Annotated in this window: 23 protein-coding genes and 1 pseudogene; 8 read left to right on the forward strand and 16 right to left on the reverse strand. The window is 43.3% G+C overall.

The window, feature by feature from the left end; genetic code table 11:
• Positions 1-167 (forward strand): annotated as a pseudogene (locus AM228_RS30325) (photosystem II q(b) protein); the annotation flags it as partial.
• A gap of 278 nt (positions 168-445) precedes the next feature.
• On the opposite strand, the gene AM228_RS26160 reads toward AM228_RS30325, so the two are convergent.
• Complete coding sequence (locus AM228_RS26160) at positions 446-715, reverse strand: hypothetical protein (protein WP_054469853.1); 270 nt, start codon at positions 713-715, stop codon at positions 446-448.
• Between AM228_RS26160 and AM228_RS33615 the strand changes: the two genes are divergently transcribed.
• Together AM228_RS33615 and hisB are read left to right on the forward strand one after the other, a co-directional pair.
• Positions 709-903, forward strand: a complete 195-nt coding sequence (locus tag AM228_RS33615) for a hypothetical protein (protein ID WP_156332071.1) — start codon at positions 709-711, stop codon at positions 901-903. The genes AM228_RS26160 and AM228_RS33615 overlap by 7 nt on opposite strands.
• A 7-nt stretch (positions 904-910) precedes the next feature.
• The gene (hisB, locus tag AM228_RS26165; RefSeq protein ID WP_054469854.1) at positions 911-1,564 is read left to right on the forward strand and encodes an imidazoleglycerol-phosphate dehydratase HisB; all 654 of its coding nucleotides are present in this window, start codon (positions 911-913) and stop codon (positions 1,562-1,564) included.
• Between the two features lie 184 nt (positions 1,565-1,748).
• On the opposite strand, the gene AM228_RS26170 is transcribed toward hisB, so the two are convergent.
• The 7 genes from AM228_RS26170 to AM228_RS35755 form a co-directional block, all read right to left on the reverse strand.
• Entirely contained in the window at positions 1,749-3,575 is a 1,827-nt protein-coding gene (locus tag AM228_RS26170; protein ID WP_054469855.1) for a pentapeptide repeat-containing protein, read from the reverse strand.
• A gap of 324 nt (positions 3,576-3,899) precedes the next feature.
• Complete coding sequence (locus AM228_RS26175; RefSeq protein WP_054469869.1) at positions 3,900-5,045, reverse strand: hypothetical protein; 1,146 nt, start codon at positions 5,043-5,045, stop codon at positions 3,900-3,902.
• 102 nt (positions 5,046-5,147) lie between these two features.
• A complete protein-coding gene (locus AM228_RS26180; RefSeq protein WP_054469856.1) occupies positions 5,148-6,134 on the reverse strand; it encodes a hypothetical protein in 987 nt (328 codons plus the stop codon).
• A gap of 135 nt (positions 6,135-6,269) precedes the next feature.
• Positions 6,270-6,572, reverse strand: coding sequence for a hypothetical protein (locus AM228_RS26185; RefSeq protein ID WP_054469857.1), 303 nt, complete (start codon positions 6,570-6,572; stop codon positions 6,270-6,272).
• A 153-nt stretch (positions 6,573-6,725) separates the two neighbouring features.
• Positions 6,726-7,415 (reverse strand): hypothetical protein, encoded by a 690-nt coding sequence (locus AM228_RS26190; protein ID WP_054469858.1) that lies wholly within the window; start codon positions 7,413-7,415, stop codon positions 6,726-6,728.
• 62 nt (positions 7,416-7,477) lie between these two features.
• Positions 7,478-7,621, reverse strand: a complete 144-nt coding sequence (locus AM228_RS35750; protein ID WP_156332072.1) for a hypothetical protein — start codon at positions 7,619-7,621, stop codon at positions 7,478-7,480.
• Positions 7,622-7,760: 139 nt separating this feature from the next.
• The gene (locus AM228_RS35755) at positions 7,761-8,168 is read right to left on the reverse strand and encodes a hypothetical protein (protein WP_156332073.1); all 408 of its coding nucleotides are present in this window, start codon (positions 8,166-8,168) and stop codon (positions 7,761-7,763) included.
• Between the two features lie 179 nt (positions 8,169-8,347).
• Between AM228_RS35755 and AM228_RS26200 the strand changes: the two genes are divergently transcribed.
• Positions 8,348-8,686 carry a helix-turn-helix domain-containing protein gene (locus AM228_RS26200; protein ID WP_054469859.1) on the forward strand — a complete coding sequence of 113 codons (339 nt, stop codon included), beginning with the start codon at positions 8,348-8,350 and terminating at the stop codon, positions 8,684-8,686.
• 3 nt (positions 8,687-8,689) lie between these two features.
• Positions 8,690-9,370 carry an ImmA/IrrE family metallo-endopeptidase gene (locus tag AM228_RS26205; protein ID WP_054469860.1) on the forward strand — a complete coding sequence of 227 codons (681 nt, stop codon included), beginning with the start codon at positions 8,690-8,692 and terminating at the stop codon, positions 9,368-9,370.
• Between the two features lie 159 nt (positions 9,371-9,529).
• Here AM228_RS26205 and AM228_RS26210 read toward each other — a convergent pair whose 3' ends face one another.
• The 3 genes from AM228_RS26210 to AM228_RS36455 all read right to left on the reverse strand — a co-directional run bounded on the left by AM228_RS26210 (position 9,530) and on the right by AM228_RS36455 (position 11,334).
• Positions 9,530-10,441, reverse strand: coding sequence for a hypothetical protein (locus AM228_RS26210; RefSeq protein WP_054469861.1), 912 nt, complete (start codon positions 10,439-10,441; stop codon positions 9,530-9,532).
• 314 nt (positions 10,442-10,755) lie between these two features.
• A complete protein-coding gene (locus tag AM228_RS26215; protein WP_231636952.1) occupies positions 10,756-11,190 on the reverse strand; it encodes a type II toxin-antitoxin system prevent-host-death family antitoxin in 435 nt (144 codons plus the stop codon).
• An 18-nt stretch (positions 11,191-11,208) separates the two neighbouring features.
• On the reverse strand, positions 11,209-11,334 hold the full coding sequence (locus AM228_RS36455) for a hypothetical protein (protein WP_255353272.1): 126 nt from the start codon (positions 11,332-11,334) through the stop codon (positions 11,209-11,211).
• A gap of 260 nt (positions 11,335-11,594) precedes the next feature.
• On the opposite strand from AM228_RS36455, the gene AM228_RS26220 reads away from it, so the two are divergent.
• A complete protein-coding gene (locus AM228_RS26220) occupies positions 11,595-11,990 on the forward strand; it encodes a hypothetical protein (RefSeq protein ID WP_054469862.1) in 396 nt (131 codons plus the stop codon).
• A 112-nt stretch (positions 11,991-12,102) separates the two neighbouring features.
• On the opposite strand, the gene AM228_RS26225 is transcribed toward AM228_RS26220, so the two are convergent.
• The 5 genes from AM228_RS26225 to AM228_RS26240 form a co-directional block, all read right to left on the reverse strand.
• Positions 12,103-13,731, reverse strand: a complete 1,629-nt coding sequence (locus AM228_RS26225) for a GIY-YIG nuclease family protein (RefSeq protein ID WP_190880567.1) — start codon at positions 13,729-13,731, stop codon at positions 12,103-12,105.
• Between the two features lie 245 nt (positions 13,732-13,976).
• Positions 13,977-14,369 carry a type II toxin-antitoxin system prevent-host-death family antitoxin gene (locus AM228_RS26230; protein ID WP_231636953.1) on the reverse strand — a complete coding sequence of 131 codons (393 nt, stop codon included), beginning with the start codon at positions 14,367-14,369 and terminating at the stop codon, positions 13,977-13,979.
• A 360-nt stretch (positions 14,370-14,729) separates the two neighbouring features.
• A complete protein-coding gene (locus AM228_RS37050; protein ID WP_313890660.1) occupies positions 14,730-15,053 on the reverse strand; it encodes a Uma2 family endonuclease in 324 nt (107 codons plus the stop codon).
• A gap of 59 nt (positions 15,054-15,112) precedes the next feature.
• The gene (locus AM228_RS37055; protein ID WP_313890662.1) at positions 15,113-15,343 is read right to left on the reverse strand and encodes a Uma2 family endonuclease; all 231 of its coding nucleotides are present in this window, start codon (positions 15,341-15,343) and stop codon (positions 15,113-15,115) included.
• A 548-nt stretch (positions 15,344-15,891) separates the two neighbouring features.
• The gene (locus tag AM228_RS26240) at positions 15,892-18,783 is read right to left on the reverse strand and encodes a CBS domain-containing protein (protein WP_054469864.1); all 2,892 of its coding nucleotides are present in this window, start codon (positions 18,781-18,783) and stop codon (positions 15,892-15,894) included.
• A 337-nt stretch (positions 18,784-19,120) separates the two neighbouring features.
• On the opposite strand from AM228_RS26240, the gene psbZ reads away from it, so the two are divergent.
• The gene (gene psbZ, locus AM228_RS26245; protein ID WP_054469865.1) at positions 19,121-19,309 is read left to right on the forward strand and encodes a photosystem II reaction center protein PsbZ; all 189 of its coding nucleotides are present in this window, start codon (positions 19,121-19,123) and stop codon (positions 19,307-19,309) included.
• A gap of 93 nt (positions 19,310-19,402) precedes the next feature.
• Positions 19,403-19,978 (forward strand): 6,7-dimethyl-8-ribityllumazine synthase, encoded by a 576-nt coding sequence (gene ribH, locus AM228_RS26250; RefSeq protein WP_054469866.1) that lies wholly within the window; start codon positions 19,403-19,405, stop codon positions 19,976-19,978.
• Positions 19,979-20,041: the final 63 nt, after the last annotated feature.

Below are 20,041 nucleotides of genomic sequence, written 5' to 3' on the forward strand. Positions count from 1 at the left end.
TCGTTGACTCTCAAGGTCGCGTAATCAATACCTGGGCTGACGTGATCAACCGCGCTAACTTGGGTATGGAAGTGATGCACGAGCGCAACGCTCACAACTTCCCCTTAGATTTGGCTGCTGGTGAAGCTGCTCCTGTGGCTTTGAGTGCTCCTCAAATCAACGGCTAATTCTTAGCTAACTAAATAAATAAAAAACGCTCTCCTGAAAAGGGGGGCGTTTTTTGTTTTGCAATGTTTTGCAATTTTATCCCCAGTTTTAGGTAGCGAAACCCAACATTTACTGTTAATTGAATTGCTGATTCTTGATATAGCTATCCGTGCAGGATTTGTGAATGAGATTCCCCTCTGCCATGGGCTGCCCCCCGCGAAGGCGGGGGCAGGCGTCGGCTGGGGGTGAGGGCAAATTTTCTCAATTGATATAGTAGGATTGCTATATCAAAAAATAGCTAATTTTTCTTAGCAGCCAGCAGTTTAGCTGGCGCTTCTGGAGGCAGTTCAACCCTAACGAAGTGACTTTGAGGATATAAATAGTCTTCCCCAGATTCATCAATCACGCGCCTGCAAACCACTTCATCGGCTTTGGTATCTGGAATAATCTGATAGACTTTCCAGGCTTCCAGGTCGCTATCCTCTTCACTAGAAGAAACCCGGTTTTTGGGTGGTCTGGTGGGTGGTCTGCGAGGACTAAGAAACCGGGTTTCTTTTTTTGATGCCAAAGATAACTTTGATTTCCACAGAAGAAACCCGGTTTCTGGGTGGTCTGCGAGGACTAAGAAACCGGGTTTCTTTTTTTGATGCTAAAGATAACTTTGATTTCCACAGAAGAAACCCGGTTTCTGGGGTTTCTGGGTTGTCTTGGGCTGTCTATAAGATAATCTATGAAGATAGTGATTACGATCGGTAAGACAATTATGCCAATTAATCAAGGTGTTGCTCCAGTCCAGGATAGTTCCCCAATTTTAACTAACGGTTATCGATCCAGAACCGCTTCACTCAGACGCACCACTGGGGAAACTGATGTAGAGGTTAGCCTGAATTTGGATGGAACCGGGAAATGTACTGCGGCAACCGGAATTCCTTTTTTAGATCACATGATTCACCAAGTTTCGGCTCATGGCTTAATTGATTTGAATGTGCAAGCTACGGGAGATGTTGAAATTGATGACCACCACACTAATGAAGATGTGGGGATTACTCTGGGAAAAGCCCTAGCCCAAGCCCTCGGCGATCGCAAGGGAATTGTCCGATTTGGCCATTTTGTTGCCCCCCTAGATGAGGCATTGGTGCAAGTTTCTCTGGATTTTTCTGGTAGACCTCATTTGAGTTATGGCTTAGATATTCCCACGCAGCGGGTGGGAACTTATGATACTCAATTGGTACGGGAATTTTTTGTGGCGGTGGTGAATAATAGTCTTATGACTCTGCATATTCGGCAGTTGGATGGGATTAATTCTCACCATATTATTGAAGCAACTTTTAAGGCTTTTGCGCGGGCAATGCGGATGGCGGTAGAAATTGACCCCCGTCGCGTTGGCGAAATTCCCAGTTCTAAAGGGGTTTTATAAACTATTCCCCGGTTCGTTGTAGGGGCGGGAAAGCGAACCGCCCGCCCCTACAATAGACAATTCTGGCTTTCCCAAGCTAAAAAGCCCCTTTGGGAAGGGGGCTGGGGGGATCGAGACAGGGATGAAAGCCAGAATTGTCTATTGTATTGGTGCGTTACTGCACGGAACGGCAACCTACAGAGGATTATGTTGCTTTATCCCGTTCAGTCCCATTAGGCATAATCGTTTTTGTCAGAATCGTCTGTGTGTCTCCTTCCCCAAAATTGGCTCGGTCAATGGTTGCCCCGGTTAGGTTCGCGGCAGTGAGATTGGCAAATTCTAAGTTCGCTGCCGTTAAATTGACGTGGGTGAGATTAGCGGCAATCAGTTGGCTGCCAGAAAGGTTCACCGCGATCATCTGGGAGGCTTCTAAGTTGGCACCATTGAAGTTAGTGTGAGAAAGGTTTAATCCACAAAGATTTTGACTCACTAAATTCGCTTCGCAGAGATTCGCCCCTCTGAGGTTGGCGGTTTTCAGATCCACGGCGATGAGATTAGCCCAGGCTAAGTTGGCTCCTTCTAAGTCCGCTTGATCCAAATTTGCCCCACTTAAATCGGCCCCCCGCAGGTCAGCCCCCCGTAAGTCAGCCCCACTGAGGTCGGTGCCACTCAGGTTTGCTTGGGTGAGGGTTGCCCCCGCTAGGTTGGCACCTGCTAGGCTGACTCCACTGAGGTTGGTGTGGCTGAGATCCAGGTGGGGCGAAGTGTCAGCCATCATTAAGGCTAATGGGTCATTAAAAGTGCTGGCCATCAGTGATTCGGAGTCTGGGGGTGCGTAGGTTTGCCAGATACTTACCGGATAAAGGTTTAAGGCTTCATTGGCGAGAATTGCCTGGGGTATTTGGAGTTCTGTGGGTTGTCTTTGGGTGATGGCTAAATTTTCTGGCAAATTGTCTTCAGGGGTTTCGGTTTGGGGGACGATTTGGGCAGCGATCGCGGTGGAAACCCAGTTTTCCTGTGACCAAGTTACTGGAGTCCATGCCCCTGCTTCTGGGACATCCGATTCTGATAAATATGGCGTGTCTGGGTCTGTTGCTGGGATCGGATTTTGGTTATGGACTTGATCTAAGGCTTGATTTGAAGCTTGATCTGAGGCTTGATCTGAGGCTTGATCTGAGGTGTGGCGAAATTGCCCCACCAATGAGGTCACGGAGGTCACGGAGGTCACTGGTTCCTCAAATGGTTCAGGAGTTCCCCAGGTTTCTTGATCCGCGTCCGTCACTGCTGCGGTCAGGGTTGAGAATTCTAAGGTTTCTGCGGGTTCTGCGGATTCTGAGAATTCTGCGGATTCTAAGGATTCTGATTCTAATAAGTCGGTGGCAGATGCGGTGGGAAATGTGTTAAAGCTAGTCGCTCGAATTTGTTTTAATTCATTAATGGAATCGGCAATTTCTTGATAACATCTCTGGATTTCTGCAAATGCTGCTTGGGAGAGCGATTCCTGTAAAGGATCCGCTTCGCGGAATCGCGCTTCTAAGCGAGTTAGGATTTCCGTCAGTTGTACTTGCCAATCTTCTAACCGTTGTGGGGAAACTGAATAATGTTTTACCGTGGTAATTAAAGTGTCTAGTTGTTCTTTGACGGGAATTACGGAGTCATCCAGGATACTCAGTTCCCCTTGCACCTGGGAGATCGCCATAATTAAATTATCGATATCCTCATGGGAGGCATGATTTTTGGCTGCTTTGTGTACTTGGGCGATTTCGGTTTTCATCTGTTCCACCCGTTCGGCGATCGCCCCCCGAATATCCAGCAGCAAATTTTCCAAGGTCATCGTGGCATGAATCATCTCTTCTTGGTTGATCTGATGCCAACGATATCTAATCATCAAATTCAGCCAGAGAGAAAGAAACAGCAATACCCCTGCATAAACCACCGCTGCAAAAAATATCGCCGCGATCGCGCCGATCGCCGCCCCAAGCAAGGAGATATATTCCGCAATTTTTAACCAATTTCCTCTAATTACTTCCATAAGTCCCGAAAACACGCATGGGTTTATGCCGGTATTTTAGATTACCTCCCCCAATCCTACCTAAATAATATTGTTATTTGTTATTTGTTATTTGTTGTTGGGTAGGGATTCTTTGGTTATTAGTTATTAGTTGTTGGTTATTCAAACAACCACCAACCAACAACCAACAACCACCAACCAACAACCAACAACAAAAAAACCAGGGCTGTTTCCATCCCTGGTTGTCCTGATGTAAACCCCTGTGATGTGATAGCTGAGACAATTGTGGTAAATTTTGCGGATAAATTGCGAGGCTAAATTTTAGCTAAAATTAGCTAATTTTAACTACTTAGTCTTCTGTTGATTTTTATTTTGTTGTTCTAACAAAATTTCTTTCACCGCTTGGAACGAACTGACATTAGACGCCCCTTCGATCGCTTTCACCGCCAAATCTTGTACCTGTTTCAACGCCGCATCAAGTTGTTTAGACAAACTTTGAATTCGGGCATTTTGGTCTTTAATCGTTTCTTCCAGAGACTCAATACGCAACTGATAATTTCGTTTTTGGCCTTCAATTTCTTTTTCCCGTAAATCCGCTTTCACCTTCGCTTGATAGGTGCCAATATTCCGGCCATTTTCTTTCCCATTCTTAATATTCTTCTCCAGTTCCTCTGGGAAAGCCTCGACTTTTGCTTTAGCTTCACTATAGGCTTTTTCGCGATCGCTAATCGTTTTTTCCCGTTCAGCCCAGGCTTTTTCTTGGGCTGCTTTAATCTCACTCAGTTCTTTATAAATAGATTTCTTATTCTCCTCATAAGCTTCACTATCTAACTGCCGCTCTAACTCTAAATTATAGCGATATTCTTGCACATCACGATGGCGATTTTTATGATGAATTTCATTCCGTTCTTTAACCTGACTTTGATGGGTTTCTTGTTCTTTCCGCCAACCCTTGCGTAAATCCTGCATCTCTTGGTCTAAAGTTTCGCGTTGCTCACTTTCCTCCTGTTCAAAAGTCTTAGAATTTTCCTCATAAGACCCAATCAACTCATCCAGAGTCGTTTCCGCAACATCTTCTAAACCATGTAACTCTTTTAAAATTTCTAACTCTTCCGTCACCAAAGTTTGCACATCATCCAGGGCAGAAGCTTCCGTCGTCAGCTTTTCTGATAAATCACTAACTGCCCCCCCAAAACCCAATTGCAATTGCGTCAAACTTTCAATAATCTGATTCATTTTATCTTGAGCATTATCTTGAGCATTATCTTGAGCATTATCTTGAGCATTAACCGTTGCTTTCATAGGTTCTTTTCCTTTAATAGTTTCTGTTACTTTGGTAGCGGGCATAGATGCGGGAGATTTGGCAGCAGACTGCAATTCTTTATGCAGCTTTTTAATTTCCGCCTCTAGGTTTGACTTTTCCTGAGTAACTTCTGTCAAAACTTCTAAAATTTCCGCCTTGGTACTTTTTGCATTAAGTTTTTTAGTCATCGTGAATTCTCCTAATCGATCCATTTTTATCAGAGCAATTAATTCGCTTTAAGCTAGGTTGGGTTGAGAAACGAAACCCAACCGACAAAATAATATTACCAATTAACCGTTATTCCCAGAACTTTGAAAAGCCTTCATCGCTAACTCTTGTGCTTGCTTGGTCGCTTCTTGCAGTTGAGCAATTAAATTATTAATTTGTTCATTTTGGCGTTGAATCGTCGCTTCTAATGACGTGACTTTCAAATCATACCCTTGTTGGGTGGATTCCCACTCTTTCTCAAACAAATCGGTCTTGACCTTCGCTTCTCGTTCAGCTTCTTTAATTGCTTCTTCTTTCGCCTTAATATAAGCCTTCTTCAGTTCTTCCTCAAAGCCAGCAATTTTATTTTCATTTTCGGCAAATTCCGCTTGATTGTCTTCTAGGTATTTTTCGCGCACTTGCCAATCCTTTTCTTTTTCCTCGTTTTGTTCTTTTAAGGAGCGTTGTTGTTGTCGTTTTGTTTCTTCATAGCGATCCATTTCCACCTTGCGTAAGCGTTCCATTTCATAATCATAGTCCGCTTTTTCTTGGGCGCGTTGTTTGAGTAATAACTCATTTTCTTCCGCCACAGACAACTCAAATTCAGCTTCTTCTTTTTCCCAGGCTTTTCGCAGTTGATTTTTTTCTTTTTCAATAACTTCTTTTTGCAGGGCGGCTTGATTTTCCAGAGTTTGCAACTTCTCTTGGTGTTCTTGGTTTAAAATATGGAGGGCATCTGCCACCAAGCGAATTTGCTGCAAGTTTTCTAGGTGCTGTTTTTCGATCGCGATCGCCTGCTTCAGTTCATCCAGCTTAGAAAATTCGGTACTCAACCGTGCGGATAAATCATGGATAATACTGCCAAAATTTAATTGTAGGGAAGCCATCCCATTGACAATACTATCAACCGTATAAGTAGCGGCAACTTCAATTAATTCTTGATTCTTTTCTTTCTTCGCTGCCTCTTCTTTGGTGTAAACCTTAGACTCATTCTTTTTCTTTTCCGCTAACAGCTTTTGAAACGCTGACAAAATCTGTTCTTTGGTTTCTGGTTGTGAAATTATCGCCATAGTTGTACTCCCATTATTGTTATTCGTGATTCGTTATTCATTATTCGTTGACCGTTGAATGTCGCCCGATCCAGCCCCCTCCGCACGATTGGCGGTCGCCCCGCACCCCTGCCCCCACACCCTACATCCTACATCCTATCGAACAAAATCACCGAGCAATTCAATTATTTTAGTACAGCGATCGCATCTATTTCCAGGCCAGCAATAACACTCATCAATACTACCTAGCAACATGGATTTTAGGCGTTTATTTTGTGCCAAAAGTGCCTGATAATTCTCTTGCAAAGAAATTAACACCGTTTGCCAATGGTGGAAATCATCTTGCATCGCCCTTAAATCATTCAATCCATCAATGCGAATATCTTCTATCGTCGATAAATTGCTTCTTAACCGCTTTTCCCACAAAGCTTCATTCAGGGAAACTGCAACTTTTTTCATGGCTGATTTTTCCTTAATTAAAGCATAAAAACGAGGCTGGTTAATGGTTAATGATTATTCGTTATTAGTTAGCCAAACCACAAATAGCCACCAACCAATAACAAATAACAAATAACCATTAACCATTAACCATTAACCATTAACCATTAACCATTACACCGCATCAGCCATTTCTGGTAAGCGGGGCAAACCCTCATTAGCCCCCACTAAACTTAACTCCCCATTAGACTCGTGACCATTAGTATAAGCCATCATTAAACTGGCGATTTCATGGGGGGGCAAATTGTCCAAACAAATCATATTTGCCGTACTGTCTAAATCAATCATCCGGCTGTGATTGCTCGGTTCGGCTAAAACAGCGGCAGCTTTTTCCAACATCGACCAATCAGAACGTTCAACCCAATTCCATTTTAGACTATAATAGTTAATGGGTTTAATCACTCCTGCTTCATCGGGTTTTTGCCCGGAATGTTTCATAAAATCCGGCACAAAAATGCCCTCTGCCGGCTCAATTCCCCGGCTTTGCACTGAGGCGACTAAGCGATTAAAATCCCGCAAACTGCGACCTTTTATATAAGTCACCATCACCACATTTTGGGGTAATTCTCCAGATTCGGCGACAAACCACAACTGACCCCAGATGGTATTTTGGGTTTGACCTAAGCTGCCGAAAAATTTACTAAATTTTAAGATGGTCATACCGAGTTTGGAGCCATATTCATTATCGCCAATCGTCCATTTACCGCTTTGGCAGTTATTGCGAACCGCTAGAGGTAATTCGGGAACAATAATAGCATTATCCGGTTTGACGCCAAAAACGGAAATTGTTGCTTTCTTAGCCATGATAAAAAACTCCTATGAGTGATAATTTGATAGTTGTAAAAATGGGCATAATCCCATATTGTTTATTTGTAGGGGCGAAGCATATAGCCTACGGCATGGCGAAAGCTTACCGCAGCAATAACTTTTTGGTTTTTCCGGGAGATAGATCCGCGAATGCTTCCCCCCGGACGGTATAAACAATGGGGATGCTTTCTTAAAACCGTCACTGACTCGACCCTGAATGCTGATTTTTTGCTGTTGAAAAATTATTCAAGCTGGTGCGTTACGGCGGTAAAATCTGGGTGATTGTAATTGATTGGTAATTCTGACCGCCTAACACACCCTACGTTGCTACTTTGCGGCTGACTATTGAATTAAATGTCGCTGAATTTCTGGATCTGGATATTTGTAACTATTTCCTCGATATTTTTGATTGAGAATAGTTTCGCGATCGCCTCCTGTGGGCTGATTTGCTAACGGATTGATGGGCTGATTCATGGGTGGACTAGCACAGCTTTGCAGCACCGCAATCAGATTTTTTAATAACTCAATATGATCCGGAGTAAAATGAATGCTAAACCCGCAGCCATCGCGAGCATAGCCGGGGCAAACTAGGGAAGCGGCACCTTGATCCTCATGTTTGGCAATGTAAAGCCAATCTTCGCTATCCAGTTGGTAATGAGTATCTCTCCAAGTCTTGAGCATGGTTCCTCCCAATCTGTACACCTGTGGCAACGCCGACGCAACGATCGCCCCTTCCCGTTCCGTTACCAATCCAGTCAGACATGGCTGGTGTTATACTTAAGTTGACTTAATATTCAACTTAGCGGGGCGGCTGAGTTGATTTTTTAATCAACTAAATTCAGTCTAACACTTGTTGAATAAAACGTCAACTAAAAAATTGATTTTTTTGTCAAATGGCCTAAAATCTAGACAGAGTAGGAGATACAGCCGTGGAACAGACCTTTGGAAAGCTCATTTTGCAAGCCCGGAAGGACAATGGATATAGCCAAAGAGACTTGGCCAAGCTGCTGGGGGTCAACTTCAGCTATTTGTCTAAGCTGGAAAACGATCGCGCCGACTATGCCCCCAAGGAAGATGTGATTCGGGGTTTGGCCAAGCACCTGCATTTAGACCCGGAAGAGTTGATCGTGTTAGCCGGACGACTGCCGCAAGAGTACGAGGAATTTCTCAAGCAAAACTATAAGGCGATGCCTGCTTTGTTGCGCCGAATGCAGGAAAATCCCGAATTTGCCCAGAAAGTGTTTCAAACCGTGAACGAGGGGGAATAAGCTATGAGCATTTTTAAGCCGTATCGCTTTTATTCCAAATCAGCAATTGAGTATCAAGCCAGCCATTTGCTGAGACGGATGCAGGGACGCGGCTGCCAATTTGCCCCTAGTTGGCCGTTTGATGCCACTCTGGTGGCGGATTTTTTGGATTTGGGGGTGGTGTGGGAACCCATCTCCCCCGACGAGTTAGGCGCGATCGCTGCCCGAATTTTGCCCCAGCAACGGCTGATTGAAATTAACGAGGATATCTTGGATCTGCCCCAAGGGTTTCAAGAGTCAACCTTAGCCCATGAAATTGGCCATTGGGTTTTACATATTAATCAAGAAGTGGCGGATGGGGTGACTTTCCCCACGGAGAAGCCCGAACCGGACAATCTTAATAGTAACGATCCGTTTTTTTGCCGGGGCAAAGGCAGTTCTCGGGAACTAGACTCTATTGAATGGCAAGCCCAATATTTTGCCGGTTGTTTGCTCATGCCCAGACATATTTTAATGGAAAAAGCCCATCAAAGAGATTTAACTCGTTGGCAGCATTTATATCAATTAAAAGATGAGTTGGGGGTGAGTATCTCAAATTTAGTGAATCGTCTGCAAGATTTAGGCTGGATTTATGTGCCTAAAGGTAGTCGCCAAATTTATCCCGGTCAAGCGGCGATCGCCGAAGAATTGCCTTTGTTTGGCTAGTTTTGTTTGGCTAGTGTTGGATAGTAATTATTTCAGTAAATTTAAAGGCTAGGGGCGCAATGCTGGCGCCCCTAATCGTCTCTAATATTGAGATTTAAAGAGCACAAACTAAAATTTTAATAAATAAATTTTACTCGATCGCTCAAAAACGCATATCTATTACTCAGAGGTACTCGGACTTAAAATTAACAGTTGATTGCCTAACTGACTTTCTCTTACCATTAAAACTAACGGGCGTTCATTTTTATTGGCGGCACAAATTAACTGGCTATCCGAGCAAGGTTTCAGGGTTCTAAACAGATAAATCCAGCCATCTCGTTCTATCAGCAACCGCCACACTTTTTGAGTTTTTAGATCGTTTAATTCTGAGGCGCCGCGCACCGCTTCAATTAATCCGCGATCGCCGATCATTCTAAACTGATTTGCCGCTTGTTTGTCCGCTAATGCCTCTGGGGGATCGAATTGGCGGCCAAAACTCAGCATATTTTCTGGGACAATTAATGTAACCACGGGTAAAGTGGAAGTTTGATTAAAAGCATCTCGTTGAGCATCCGCTAAACCTTGATTACTGGCTAACCAAAATAAGGCGATTAAAGCTAAAGCCACTTTAATTGCTTCATCTACTAAAGTTTGAGAAAGTTCTACAGGTTGGGGCGACCATTGCCGCAGGTTTAATCCCCATAATTTTGCCCAAGGTTGCAGCCAACGCATCCGGGAATTTTCCGCTTTTTGGCAGTAACGAATTAGGCGAATTCGCCAGCGGTTTTGCCATTGCACTAACCATAAATTTAAGCCCTGAAACACAAGGATAATCAGCCAAGACGCCAGGGGAAATAATAAGAATAATAAAACCGCTTGGATGCGGGGCTGGTTATTGACAAAAAAGACTTGGAGGGGGACAATTAAAAAAGATTCAAAAGCTAAATCGAGGGTAGTGACTTCTAGGTGGAAAAAGCCAAAATACGACCAGCGATAAATCCACCCGGTGAAATACAGGGAAGCACTGATTAGGCCGACTAATGCGGCGATTCTACTTAAGAAGTTGAAGTTGTTCGGGTTAGTGGGAGACATACTGGTTTTTATGGTTCTTATAATAACAAGAATAATTTTATATCGTAGGTTGGGTTGACGAAGGAAACCCAACATCAACTGACTAATGGTGAGTTACTCTAGATTAGCATAGAGGTAGGGTGTGTTAGGCGCTGCTATTTTTTGGCAACCTAACCGAGAATTTTTTTTCAGCGCCGTAACGCACCATTAAATTAATTTGTAAACGACCAAGAAACCGGGTTTCTATGATGATTTTGGTGGGGTGACAAAGATGGTCTAAAGAAACCCGGTTTCTGAATCTTGGATATCCTGAAGATATTCTTTTAAACTTCGCGTCATAAATAAATTACCTCAGCTAGAATGCGATCGCCAATGGTCGGTTTAAGTCCGGCTTTATGAACTAGGTCTACTTTCATCCCCATTAGATCGCTCAACTCATTTTCTAAACCGATAAACTTAAATAAACCGGGAGTTTTGGAAAATTCCACCAATACATCAATATCGCTATCATCGGTATCTTCTCCGCGTACATAAGACCCGAAAATGCCTAATTCACTCACATGATATTTTTCCTGAATAATTGGCTTTTGTGCTTGTAAAATCTGTTTAATTTCCGCCAAGGTTTTTCGCGGTGCAGGAGAGGCACAGGGGACAATTCGGGCAACGGCTACGCCATTTTCCGTAATAATTGCTTCTTCTCCCTGGCGGACTTGTTGCAACATTTGATCCAAGTTGCTTTTGGCTTCATTTACATCAATTTTAATAGTCATTGGTTATTTTTCTATAGGTTAGACAAAGAAAATAGACCCAGAAACCGGGTTTCTATGATAATTTTCGTGGGGTGACAGAGATGGTCTAAAGAAACCCGGTTTCTCAACCCCGACCAGAAACCGGGTTTCTATGATGATTTTCATTTTTTTTCAGCGCCTAGACGCACCATTAAAGTTAACTTTACATTAGCCTGGGTAGGGTGTGTTAGGCGCTGCTATTTTTTGGCAACCTAACCGAGAATTTTTTTTCAGCGCCGTAACGCACCATTAAATTAATTCGTAAACAACCCAGAAACCGGGTTTCTATGATGATTTTGGTGGGGTGACAGAGATGGTCTAAAGAAACCCGGTTTCTCAACCCACAGCTTATAATAAGAAAAATACAAATAACAACCGTCACGGTTATGAAACATTGGCATAAAATTCTGGCAGTGGCGCTACTGATTTCGGCTGCCTGCTTAACGGGGTGTGAGGCAAAAACCAAGGCAAGTTCTCAGCCACGGGGACAAGCAAAAACCGCCCCTATTTCTGAGGCAGCATTGCCGGTGGTGTTGCCGGAAAAGGCAGAAGCAATTCTCAGAGAAGGAACGGCTAAACAAGGACAGTTAAGTCGGGTAAGTGCCGAACAGTTAATCCTGGCTTTGGCAGGGCAGGAAATTTCGGTTCCCATTAAAGATGTGACTGAGGTTAAGTTTACTGGGGAAGTCCGGTTTATGAGTAACGGCAAGTTGGTGGTTCGCGGTAAAGAAAAGAGATTAACAGTACAGAGGAACAAGTTGAGCAACTTTTACAAGCACTGAAGCAACTTTTACAGCAAGCAGCCCAACAGACTCAAAAAGGTCAAAACCAGCAAAATTAACTGTTACAGCCATGTCAAAACTTTTTATTTATGCTCGCTTTTTCCGTGGTTTCTCACATCCCCCCACCTGTTATTGTAACAAATGGAGGATATTCACGTTTAAAGGATAATTTAAGTCCGGGTAAACCAGAATTTTTTAAACGTCTATTAATTTCGGCTTTTGCTAATTCAAAGGTAGGAAACTCCTGATTAGGGCCAAATGGTATCCAAGCACTATATCCAATCGGATCCAGTTTTATATTGACCTTGGCGGGTACGATACACTTGCGAGGCGAGACATAGAATTTTTTTATATAACCTACTCCATTAGTTAATTGGCGATCTGCAGGACTGGCAAAATCTTTCAAATATTCCTCAACTAATAGCCATGCTTTTTTATCAACAGTCGCTAAAAGATATACCGTCTCAAAATTACGAGGAGAAGCGAAAGATATTTTTTCGTTGTTGACGATACCTTGAGCTAAGTGATAATAAACAGGATGAGTCTGATGATTAGCATCTATGATATATTTCGTAGTTTTTTTCAAATCATGCATAATAAAAGATTTAAAGAATAATCCCATTTTATTTCCATCATCAAACTCAGTATTTTTCAACTTACTATACTTTTCTGGATCGATGCCTCGATATCGCAGTAAGTCTTCAATCGTAGTAATTTCAGAAAAAATCGCTGGAACTTCAATAGGTTTTGTGCGACTACCTTTTCCCCTTTGACCGGCTTTATAGTCTTCGCTAACCTTAGCGATCATTGCGTGAACAGCTTGACGATCGATGGGTTCATTAAAGAGGATTGGAATCAAATCTGACTCATAAGGCATCAGTCTTTTTAAGTACAAAGTAGATCGTTCTTCTTCATCAGCCAGAGTTTGAATTTGTGCTAATGATTCCGGAGTTAAGGTTCTAATAGACTCTTGAGCTAAACTCGTCTCGTTATATGCTCTCATTGCTGGTGTAGCTTCTGAAAAGTTCCACCGATTCCAATCATAAACTTCAACCACAATTCGATTGACACAGAGCCGATAATACATAAAATAATCTCCGCGTCTAAGTCTTTTGAGAAAGTACAAAGCCTTGAAAGAAGAAGGCAACCGAAATGTTTCCCATTTCCTCGCATAACTTTTGCGACTACTAAATGTTGTCTTGAGTAGAGCATCTTGTTCTTCCGTTGAAGCTGAACATTTTTCTTCAAGAGCCTTCATGTCTAGACAAACATGAATAATGTTTAATTCTAAGTAGTTTTTTTTGGCTAGAAAGTCGATCGCAATTTGAGACTGAATTTCTTTTCTAGGGGGTTCTACTCCTAGTATGAAAGCAAAATCAGCGATCGCCGTTATGGTTTCTCTTAAGAGAGTTTCCACAGGGCGTAACTTTTTGGTCTTGACCGGAGTAGAGTTCAAGTGCGGATGATACTTCTCAATGCGTTGCTTCTCTACCCGGTCTAGTTCAGATTCGCTAACTGGCTCATAATAAATGGTAAACTTTTTCTTTTTGTGGACTTGCAGTTGGTAGATGCGATGATGAGCTTTACCTTGCCAGCGTTTGCAGATATTTTTTGATTTACCGATGTACCAAACATTGTTAGTTTCATCGATAACATAGTAAATTCCTGAAGATTCAGGAAGCAGATGTTTATCCTTTAAAATAACGTTTGACAGTTGCAAAATGACTCGATCTGCAATCACACGATTGACCTCCAATATTTATTGATAGCCTTAAAAAGACGCATCCTAGGCTGCCCGATATGCGGATGAGATCGCCTGTTTTACTAAACTGAGAATAATCGGGGAGGATACCAATTTGTTAGGGGCGAAGCATTCGCGTAGAAATATTCTGGTTTTTATCCTGAGATATAGAGGCGAATGCTTTGCCCCTACAGACATAATTACACAACCGCGATGATCGGTAAACCCCAAGAAGCCTTAAAATATTATCTAAGTCCGGCTTTATGAACTAGGTCTACTTTCATCCCCATTAGATTGATCGGATAATTTTTCAAGTTGATAAACTTGAATAAACCGGGAGTTTTGGAAAATTCCACCAATACATCAATATCGCTATCATCGGTATCTTCCCCGCGTACATAAGACCCGAAAATGCCTAATTCACTCACATGATATTTTTCCTGAATAATTGGCTTTTGTGCTTGTAAAATCTGTTTAATTTCCGCCAAAGTTTTTCGCGGTGTCGGGGAGGGACAGGGGACAATTCGGGCAACGGCTACGCCATTTTCCGTAATAATTGCTTCTTCTCCCTGGCGGACTTTTTGCAACATTTGCTCCAAGTTGCTTTTGGCTTCATTTACATCAATTTTAATAGTCATTGGTTATTTTTCTATAGGTTAGACAAAGAAACTAGACCAAGAAACCGGGTTTCTATGATAATTTTCGTGGGGCGACAGAGATGGTCTAAAGAAACCCGGTTTCTCAACCCCGAACCAGAAACCGGATTTCTGCGGTGAATGTCGGTAAAAAGGCAAAGATTATTGAAAAAAACCAGGTTTTTTGCCCACGAATTTGAATCAGGAAACGGCATTGCCGTGTCCCTACGTTAACATTCAATATTAACATTTAATAAAATTATTTTCACACCAAGGTATTCGAGGTATTACATCAACCCGTAGAGAAACGGCATTGCCGTGTCCTACCGTATTGCCTTGTTCTAACGTTAGTATTTTATTTAATCAAATTTCACCGGCTACCTGGAAAATTTCATCGGTTGTCAACGCTAAATCTGGGAAAACTTGCGATCCCAATTTCTGCCCAGCCTTAAATGTATTCAGGGAATATTCTTCATCGACTAAAGTGCAAACCGTAATTGTTGGTTGTTTTGGTTTTCCCGTATATCGCGTGGCACCCAGCGCCCGAAAATCTACTAGCCAATATTCAGCAATTTGCAATTCTTCGTAATCACCAAATTTGGTTAAATAATCATCCCGCCAATTGGTACTTACCACCTCAATGACTAGGGCAATACTGTCACCTTGCTGTATGATGCTTTTTTCCATAGCAATTCATTTACTAATGCATCTTGTTTGAGTACAATTACATCAGGGATATAACCCGATCACTCTCGAAAAGGTTTCACTACACAAGTTTTGGGAATCACATAAGGCAAACGACGCTGCCAAATTTCTACTTGCAGTTTTGTTGCCAAAAAACTACTAATTAATTCGTGCGGACCTGTTGGCAAAATTTCAACTAAAATTCCATTGTGTAATTCATAACGTTGCCCATTTTCTGGATAGGCTTCTATAAATTCTGCAAAACTGATTAGGTTGGGGATAGATTTAATCATAATTCATGTGACAAACCCTCATTCCTATATTTGTTATTTTAGAACGTTGGTATGATTTTGTCAAGGATTTGGCGGGAAGTTCATGTATTGATAAAAAAATAGCCCGCAAGCTGTGATATATAAGAATACACAAACGCCAAAAAGTTAGTATATAGAGGGTATAATTTTACCACAAAGACACAGAGAACACGGAGATTTTTTTGATGCTATGTATATGGTTAAATTAAAATTATAAAAAGCTATAATTTAGCTGTTTTTTGGTTGGTTTTTATTCCTCAAATGGGCGAAGCATTCCGGTAATATATTTCTGTTTTTGATTCATAAATTATCCGCCGGAATGCTTTGCCCCTAGGAAATGTGTTTATTTTTTGGTTGGGTTGGGGTTGGGTGTTGGGTTTGGTTGATCAACCCAAACTCCCAATTTTGACTACGAATTTTGACGATGAATTTCAGTCGGTTTTAACCGACTTTAGCTATTAGCCAGGGAATTAATTCCCTGGCGGATTTGCGGATTTGCGGATTTGCCGGAATGCTTTGCCCCTACCTGTTTATTTGGGGAAATGTTGCCGGAGAAATGCTTCGGCAGAATTGCGATCGCATATTTCCCCGTCTATAGTTGCCGCCAATAAACGGTCTAACATAACTTTAAATTGTCGTCCCGGTTTATAGCCCAAGGCTTTTAAATCATTGCCGTCTAAAATGGGTTTTCTCTGACCGTAACGGCTTAAATATCGCCAAATATGACGGCGCACGTTTTGAAATTTCACCGCGATTAAAATTAAGGTGCAAATATCATAAGAACGTAATAGCAAAACTATTTCACTGGGACGGTTTAAATCCGGTAATTTTTGCACGGCTTGGCTGATTTGATGCAAGTTAGTCAGCCGTTGAATACTCTCGTGGGTTAGTTGTAAATTGGTGGCAACTTTAACCCGATATTCTGGCGCTAAGTCGGCGATTAAGACTTCTAATCGCAGTTGCCAATGGGGAAAATTTTTCTCCGGGTCAAACCATTTTAAAGCCCGATCGCATAGCCGAATCCGCCGCCACAATTCTCGACTTAACTGCAACTGAGGATGAATACATTTCAGCGCACCTAAGTCACCGAGTAATTTTAATGCCGGTTGCCAATAGGGGGCTTCTAGGATATATTTTAACTCACTTTTTAACCGAGTTTCCAAAGCCGGGGCGCGACTATTGCTATCTTGAACGTGATGATAAATCCCACATTCTAAGGCATTTCTGATATAATTTTCCGTTTCTGAATCAATGTGAAACCCTAAGCGCACCGCAAACCGAACAGCGCGATAAATTCTCGTGGGGTCTTCAATAAAACTATTAGAATGCAATACCCGAATTCGGCGGTCTTGCAGGTCTAAAAATCCCCCGAAAAAGTCCAAAATTATCCCAGGGCGGTCCGATCGTGTTGCGGCTGCCATATCGCCTCCCCGACCATTGCCGGTAAGCCGCAATGCCAAGGCATTAATGGTAAAATCCCGGCGATAAAGGTCTTGGCGAATCGATGACGCTTCTACTTCTGGGTTGGCTGCGGGATAGGGATAAAATTCAGTCCGCGCTGTGGCAATATCAATCCATAAAGAATCTAGTACCGGGTCTTTGTGCCACAACAAGGCAGCGGTTTGAAATTGACCGTGAATGTCCAAACGAGCACCGGGATAGAGTTTTTGCAATTCTTTGGCTAATTCTACTCCAGCCCCCGCATCTGCGGCTTCGTGAAATCCATCCACTACTAAGTCAATATCGCTGAGTAAAATAGTCGCCTGTTGGCTAGATTTTTGGCTAGATCCCCGGTTTTTTGAAAAAACCGGGGATCTTGGGGAGCCAGGGTCAAATCCCCGGTTTTTTGAAAAAACCGGGGATTTTGGGGATTTTGCAGAGATATCGCTTTCTGCCTCAGTCCAAGCACTTTGGAGAAACAAATCTCGCACCGCCCCGCCGACTAAATATAGATGCCAGCCCCGTTGTTCTGCCAGTTGTGCCGCATGATTCAGCAGTTGCCGTTGTTCCGGGACTAGGCTATGGGACAACATTTTTTCAATGGATTCCGGCAATGGACAATAAGGACGTTTTGGCCCAATGGGAACGCCATGATCCCCGATCGCCTTATCTTGGTGCAGTTGGCGCAAAACATCGGTGCGGGTGACAATTCCCACTAGGCGATCGCCGGACAATACGGGCAACCGCCCAATATCATAAGTCACCATCAGGGATTCAATCTCTGGCAGCAACGTTTCTGGGGTAATAGTTTTCAAATTAGTGGTCATATATCCCTTCACGGGAGCATGAGAAAAGCCGTGATGCAGCGCAATCTCAATATCTCGACGGGCAATCACTCCCACCAGCTTATCGGCACTATCGACCACGGATAAGCCCGCATGACCATAGCGTAATAAAATCCGTTGGGCTTCGTGAATGGTCGTCTCTGGTCGAATGGTTCGCACTGGAGAAGACATCAAATCTCTTGCCACGGGAGGACGAGGGATCTGCATTTTCAGCTTAGAAATCAATTCGCCAAAAGTTTGGCTTAAATCCCCTTCATGTAAAATCGCTGAGGCTGCGCGAGTGTGACCCCCTCCACCAAAGCCTTGAAATAACTGATTCAGATCCGTGCCACTAATGCGCGATCGCCCAATAATCGTCAAGCGTTCATCCCCAGATTGTTTCAGGGGATAACGACTGCCCAAAATCAAGGCATCACTTTCCGTCATATCCAATAGTCGGGATGCCAGACCGGACAAACCGGGAATATATCCCTCGGTTTCCAACAAGACCCAAGAGACGGTATAGCCATAAATCGTTTCCGTCGCTAATTCCCTCAAAGCCACAATCAATAATTCTTGCAACCGAGGGGATAAGCTTTGTTCCACATATTCCGCGATCGCCGCTAAACTAGCCCCTTGTTCCATCAACCAAGCCAAAGCCTGAGCATCCCTGGGGGTACTATGGTCAAAAGTCAGCGAACCCGTATCCACATGAATACCCAAAGCCATCACCGTGGTTTCCACCGCAGGCAATTTGCCTAATTTTTCCCCATCCAACTGCCGCAGCTTTTCCACAATTAAGGTAGTCGTTGCCCCCACTGCGGCAATATGTCGCTCCATAGCTGGAATATCCGACTCTATATTTAAATGATGATCCCAAACCTGGATCGGCACGGGTAAATCCAGCCATTCTGCCGCTTTCCCCAAGCGATCGCGCCGTTGGGCATCCACCACCGCGATCGAGCGAATCTTTTGGGGATTCACCGATCGCCGTTCCAGCAAAGGATACTCATCCCGGTGCAACGCCAAAAAATCTCGCACAGCAGGATGGGCGCCTCCGGTCAAAACAATTCGGCTACCCGGTTGCAGTCGCGTCAATCCCACCGCAGCACCCACGGTATCGAAATCAGCGGTAATATGGCACAAAATAATATCCATTTTGTTGTTTGTTGTTTGTTAGTGGTTATTTGTTGTTGTTTGTTGGTGGTTATTTGTTGTTGTTTGTTGGTGGTTATTTGTTGTTGGTTGGTGGTTGGTGGTTATTCAGTTCAAATAACCAATAACCAATAACGAACAACAATCAACAAACAACAAACAACAATCAACCAACAACAAATAACCACCAACATTACATAATAGTAATTAGTAATATTTAGCTTAAGTCTATGACAAAGGATCATTTTTTGGTAGCTTAGGAATCGGAATTAATAACAAAAACTTCGATTCGCTGGTCAGCATTCGTTGTCGATTACCGTTTATTTGGGAGATTAGGAAAATGTCAGTCATATTTCAATTTGCACTCTTAGCTTTAGTTCTCGTGTCCTTTGTGATGGTAATTGGGGTGCCGGTAGCTTATGCTTCCCCCCAAAACTGGGATCAATCTAAGCCCCTGCTGTACATCGGATCGGGAATTTGGGCAATCCTGGTGATTGTGGTTGGGGTCTTAAATTATCTGGTTGCTTAATTCCTCAGAATTACAGCTTACGCTGAAGCTGTAGATGCGTTGGGCAACGTTTCTACAGCTTTATAGGTAGAAAACATTAAATTAACAATTCTTATGGCAGTTTTCGAGGGTAATTTTACCCAGACCGAATCATTAAAGTTTGCGATCGTGATTGGTCGGTTTAATGACCTGATTACCGGCAAACTCTTAGCCGGGTGCCAAGATGCGATGCAACGTCACGGCATTGATGTCAGCGAACAAGGCAATCAAGTTGATTATATATGGGTGCCTGGGTGTTTTGAGGTCGCTTTGGTGGCGCGTCAATTGGCGATGAGCGATCGCTACGATGCCGTCATTTGCTTGGGCGCCGTAATTCGCGGTCATACGCCTCATTTTGATTATGTCGCCGCCGAAGTTTCTAAAGGAATTGCCGCTGCGGGTTTTCAAACCGGAGTCCCGGTGATTTTTGGGATTTTAACCGCCGATACTATGCAGCAAGCCTTGGAACGGGCGGGAATTAAGAGTAATAAAGGCTGGGACTATGGCATGAATGCCATAGAAATGGCCAGTTTGATGCGCCAGTTCAAAATTTTTTCGGGGCAACGCAACTCTACAGCGATCACTTCTGGCAGCCAGACTTTACCCGCAGCCGGATCTCCGAAAAGCGCGATCGCTCAACAGGGGATGTAGGGCCGCCATCGGCCGCCATCGGCCGCCATCGGTGTGGAGTGTGGGGCCGCCATCGGTGTAGGG

Origin of the sequence: Planktothricoides sp. SR001 (assembly GCF_001276715.1) — a bacterium.
Classification (GTDB): Bacteria; Cyanobacteriota; Cyanobacteriia; order Cyanobacteriales; family Laspinemataceae; genus Planktothricoides; species Planktothricoides raciborskii.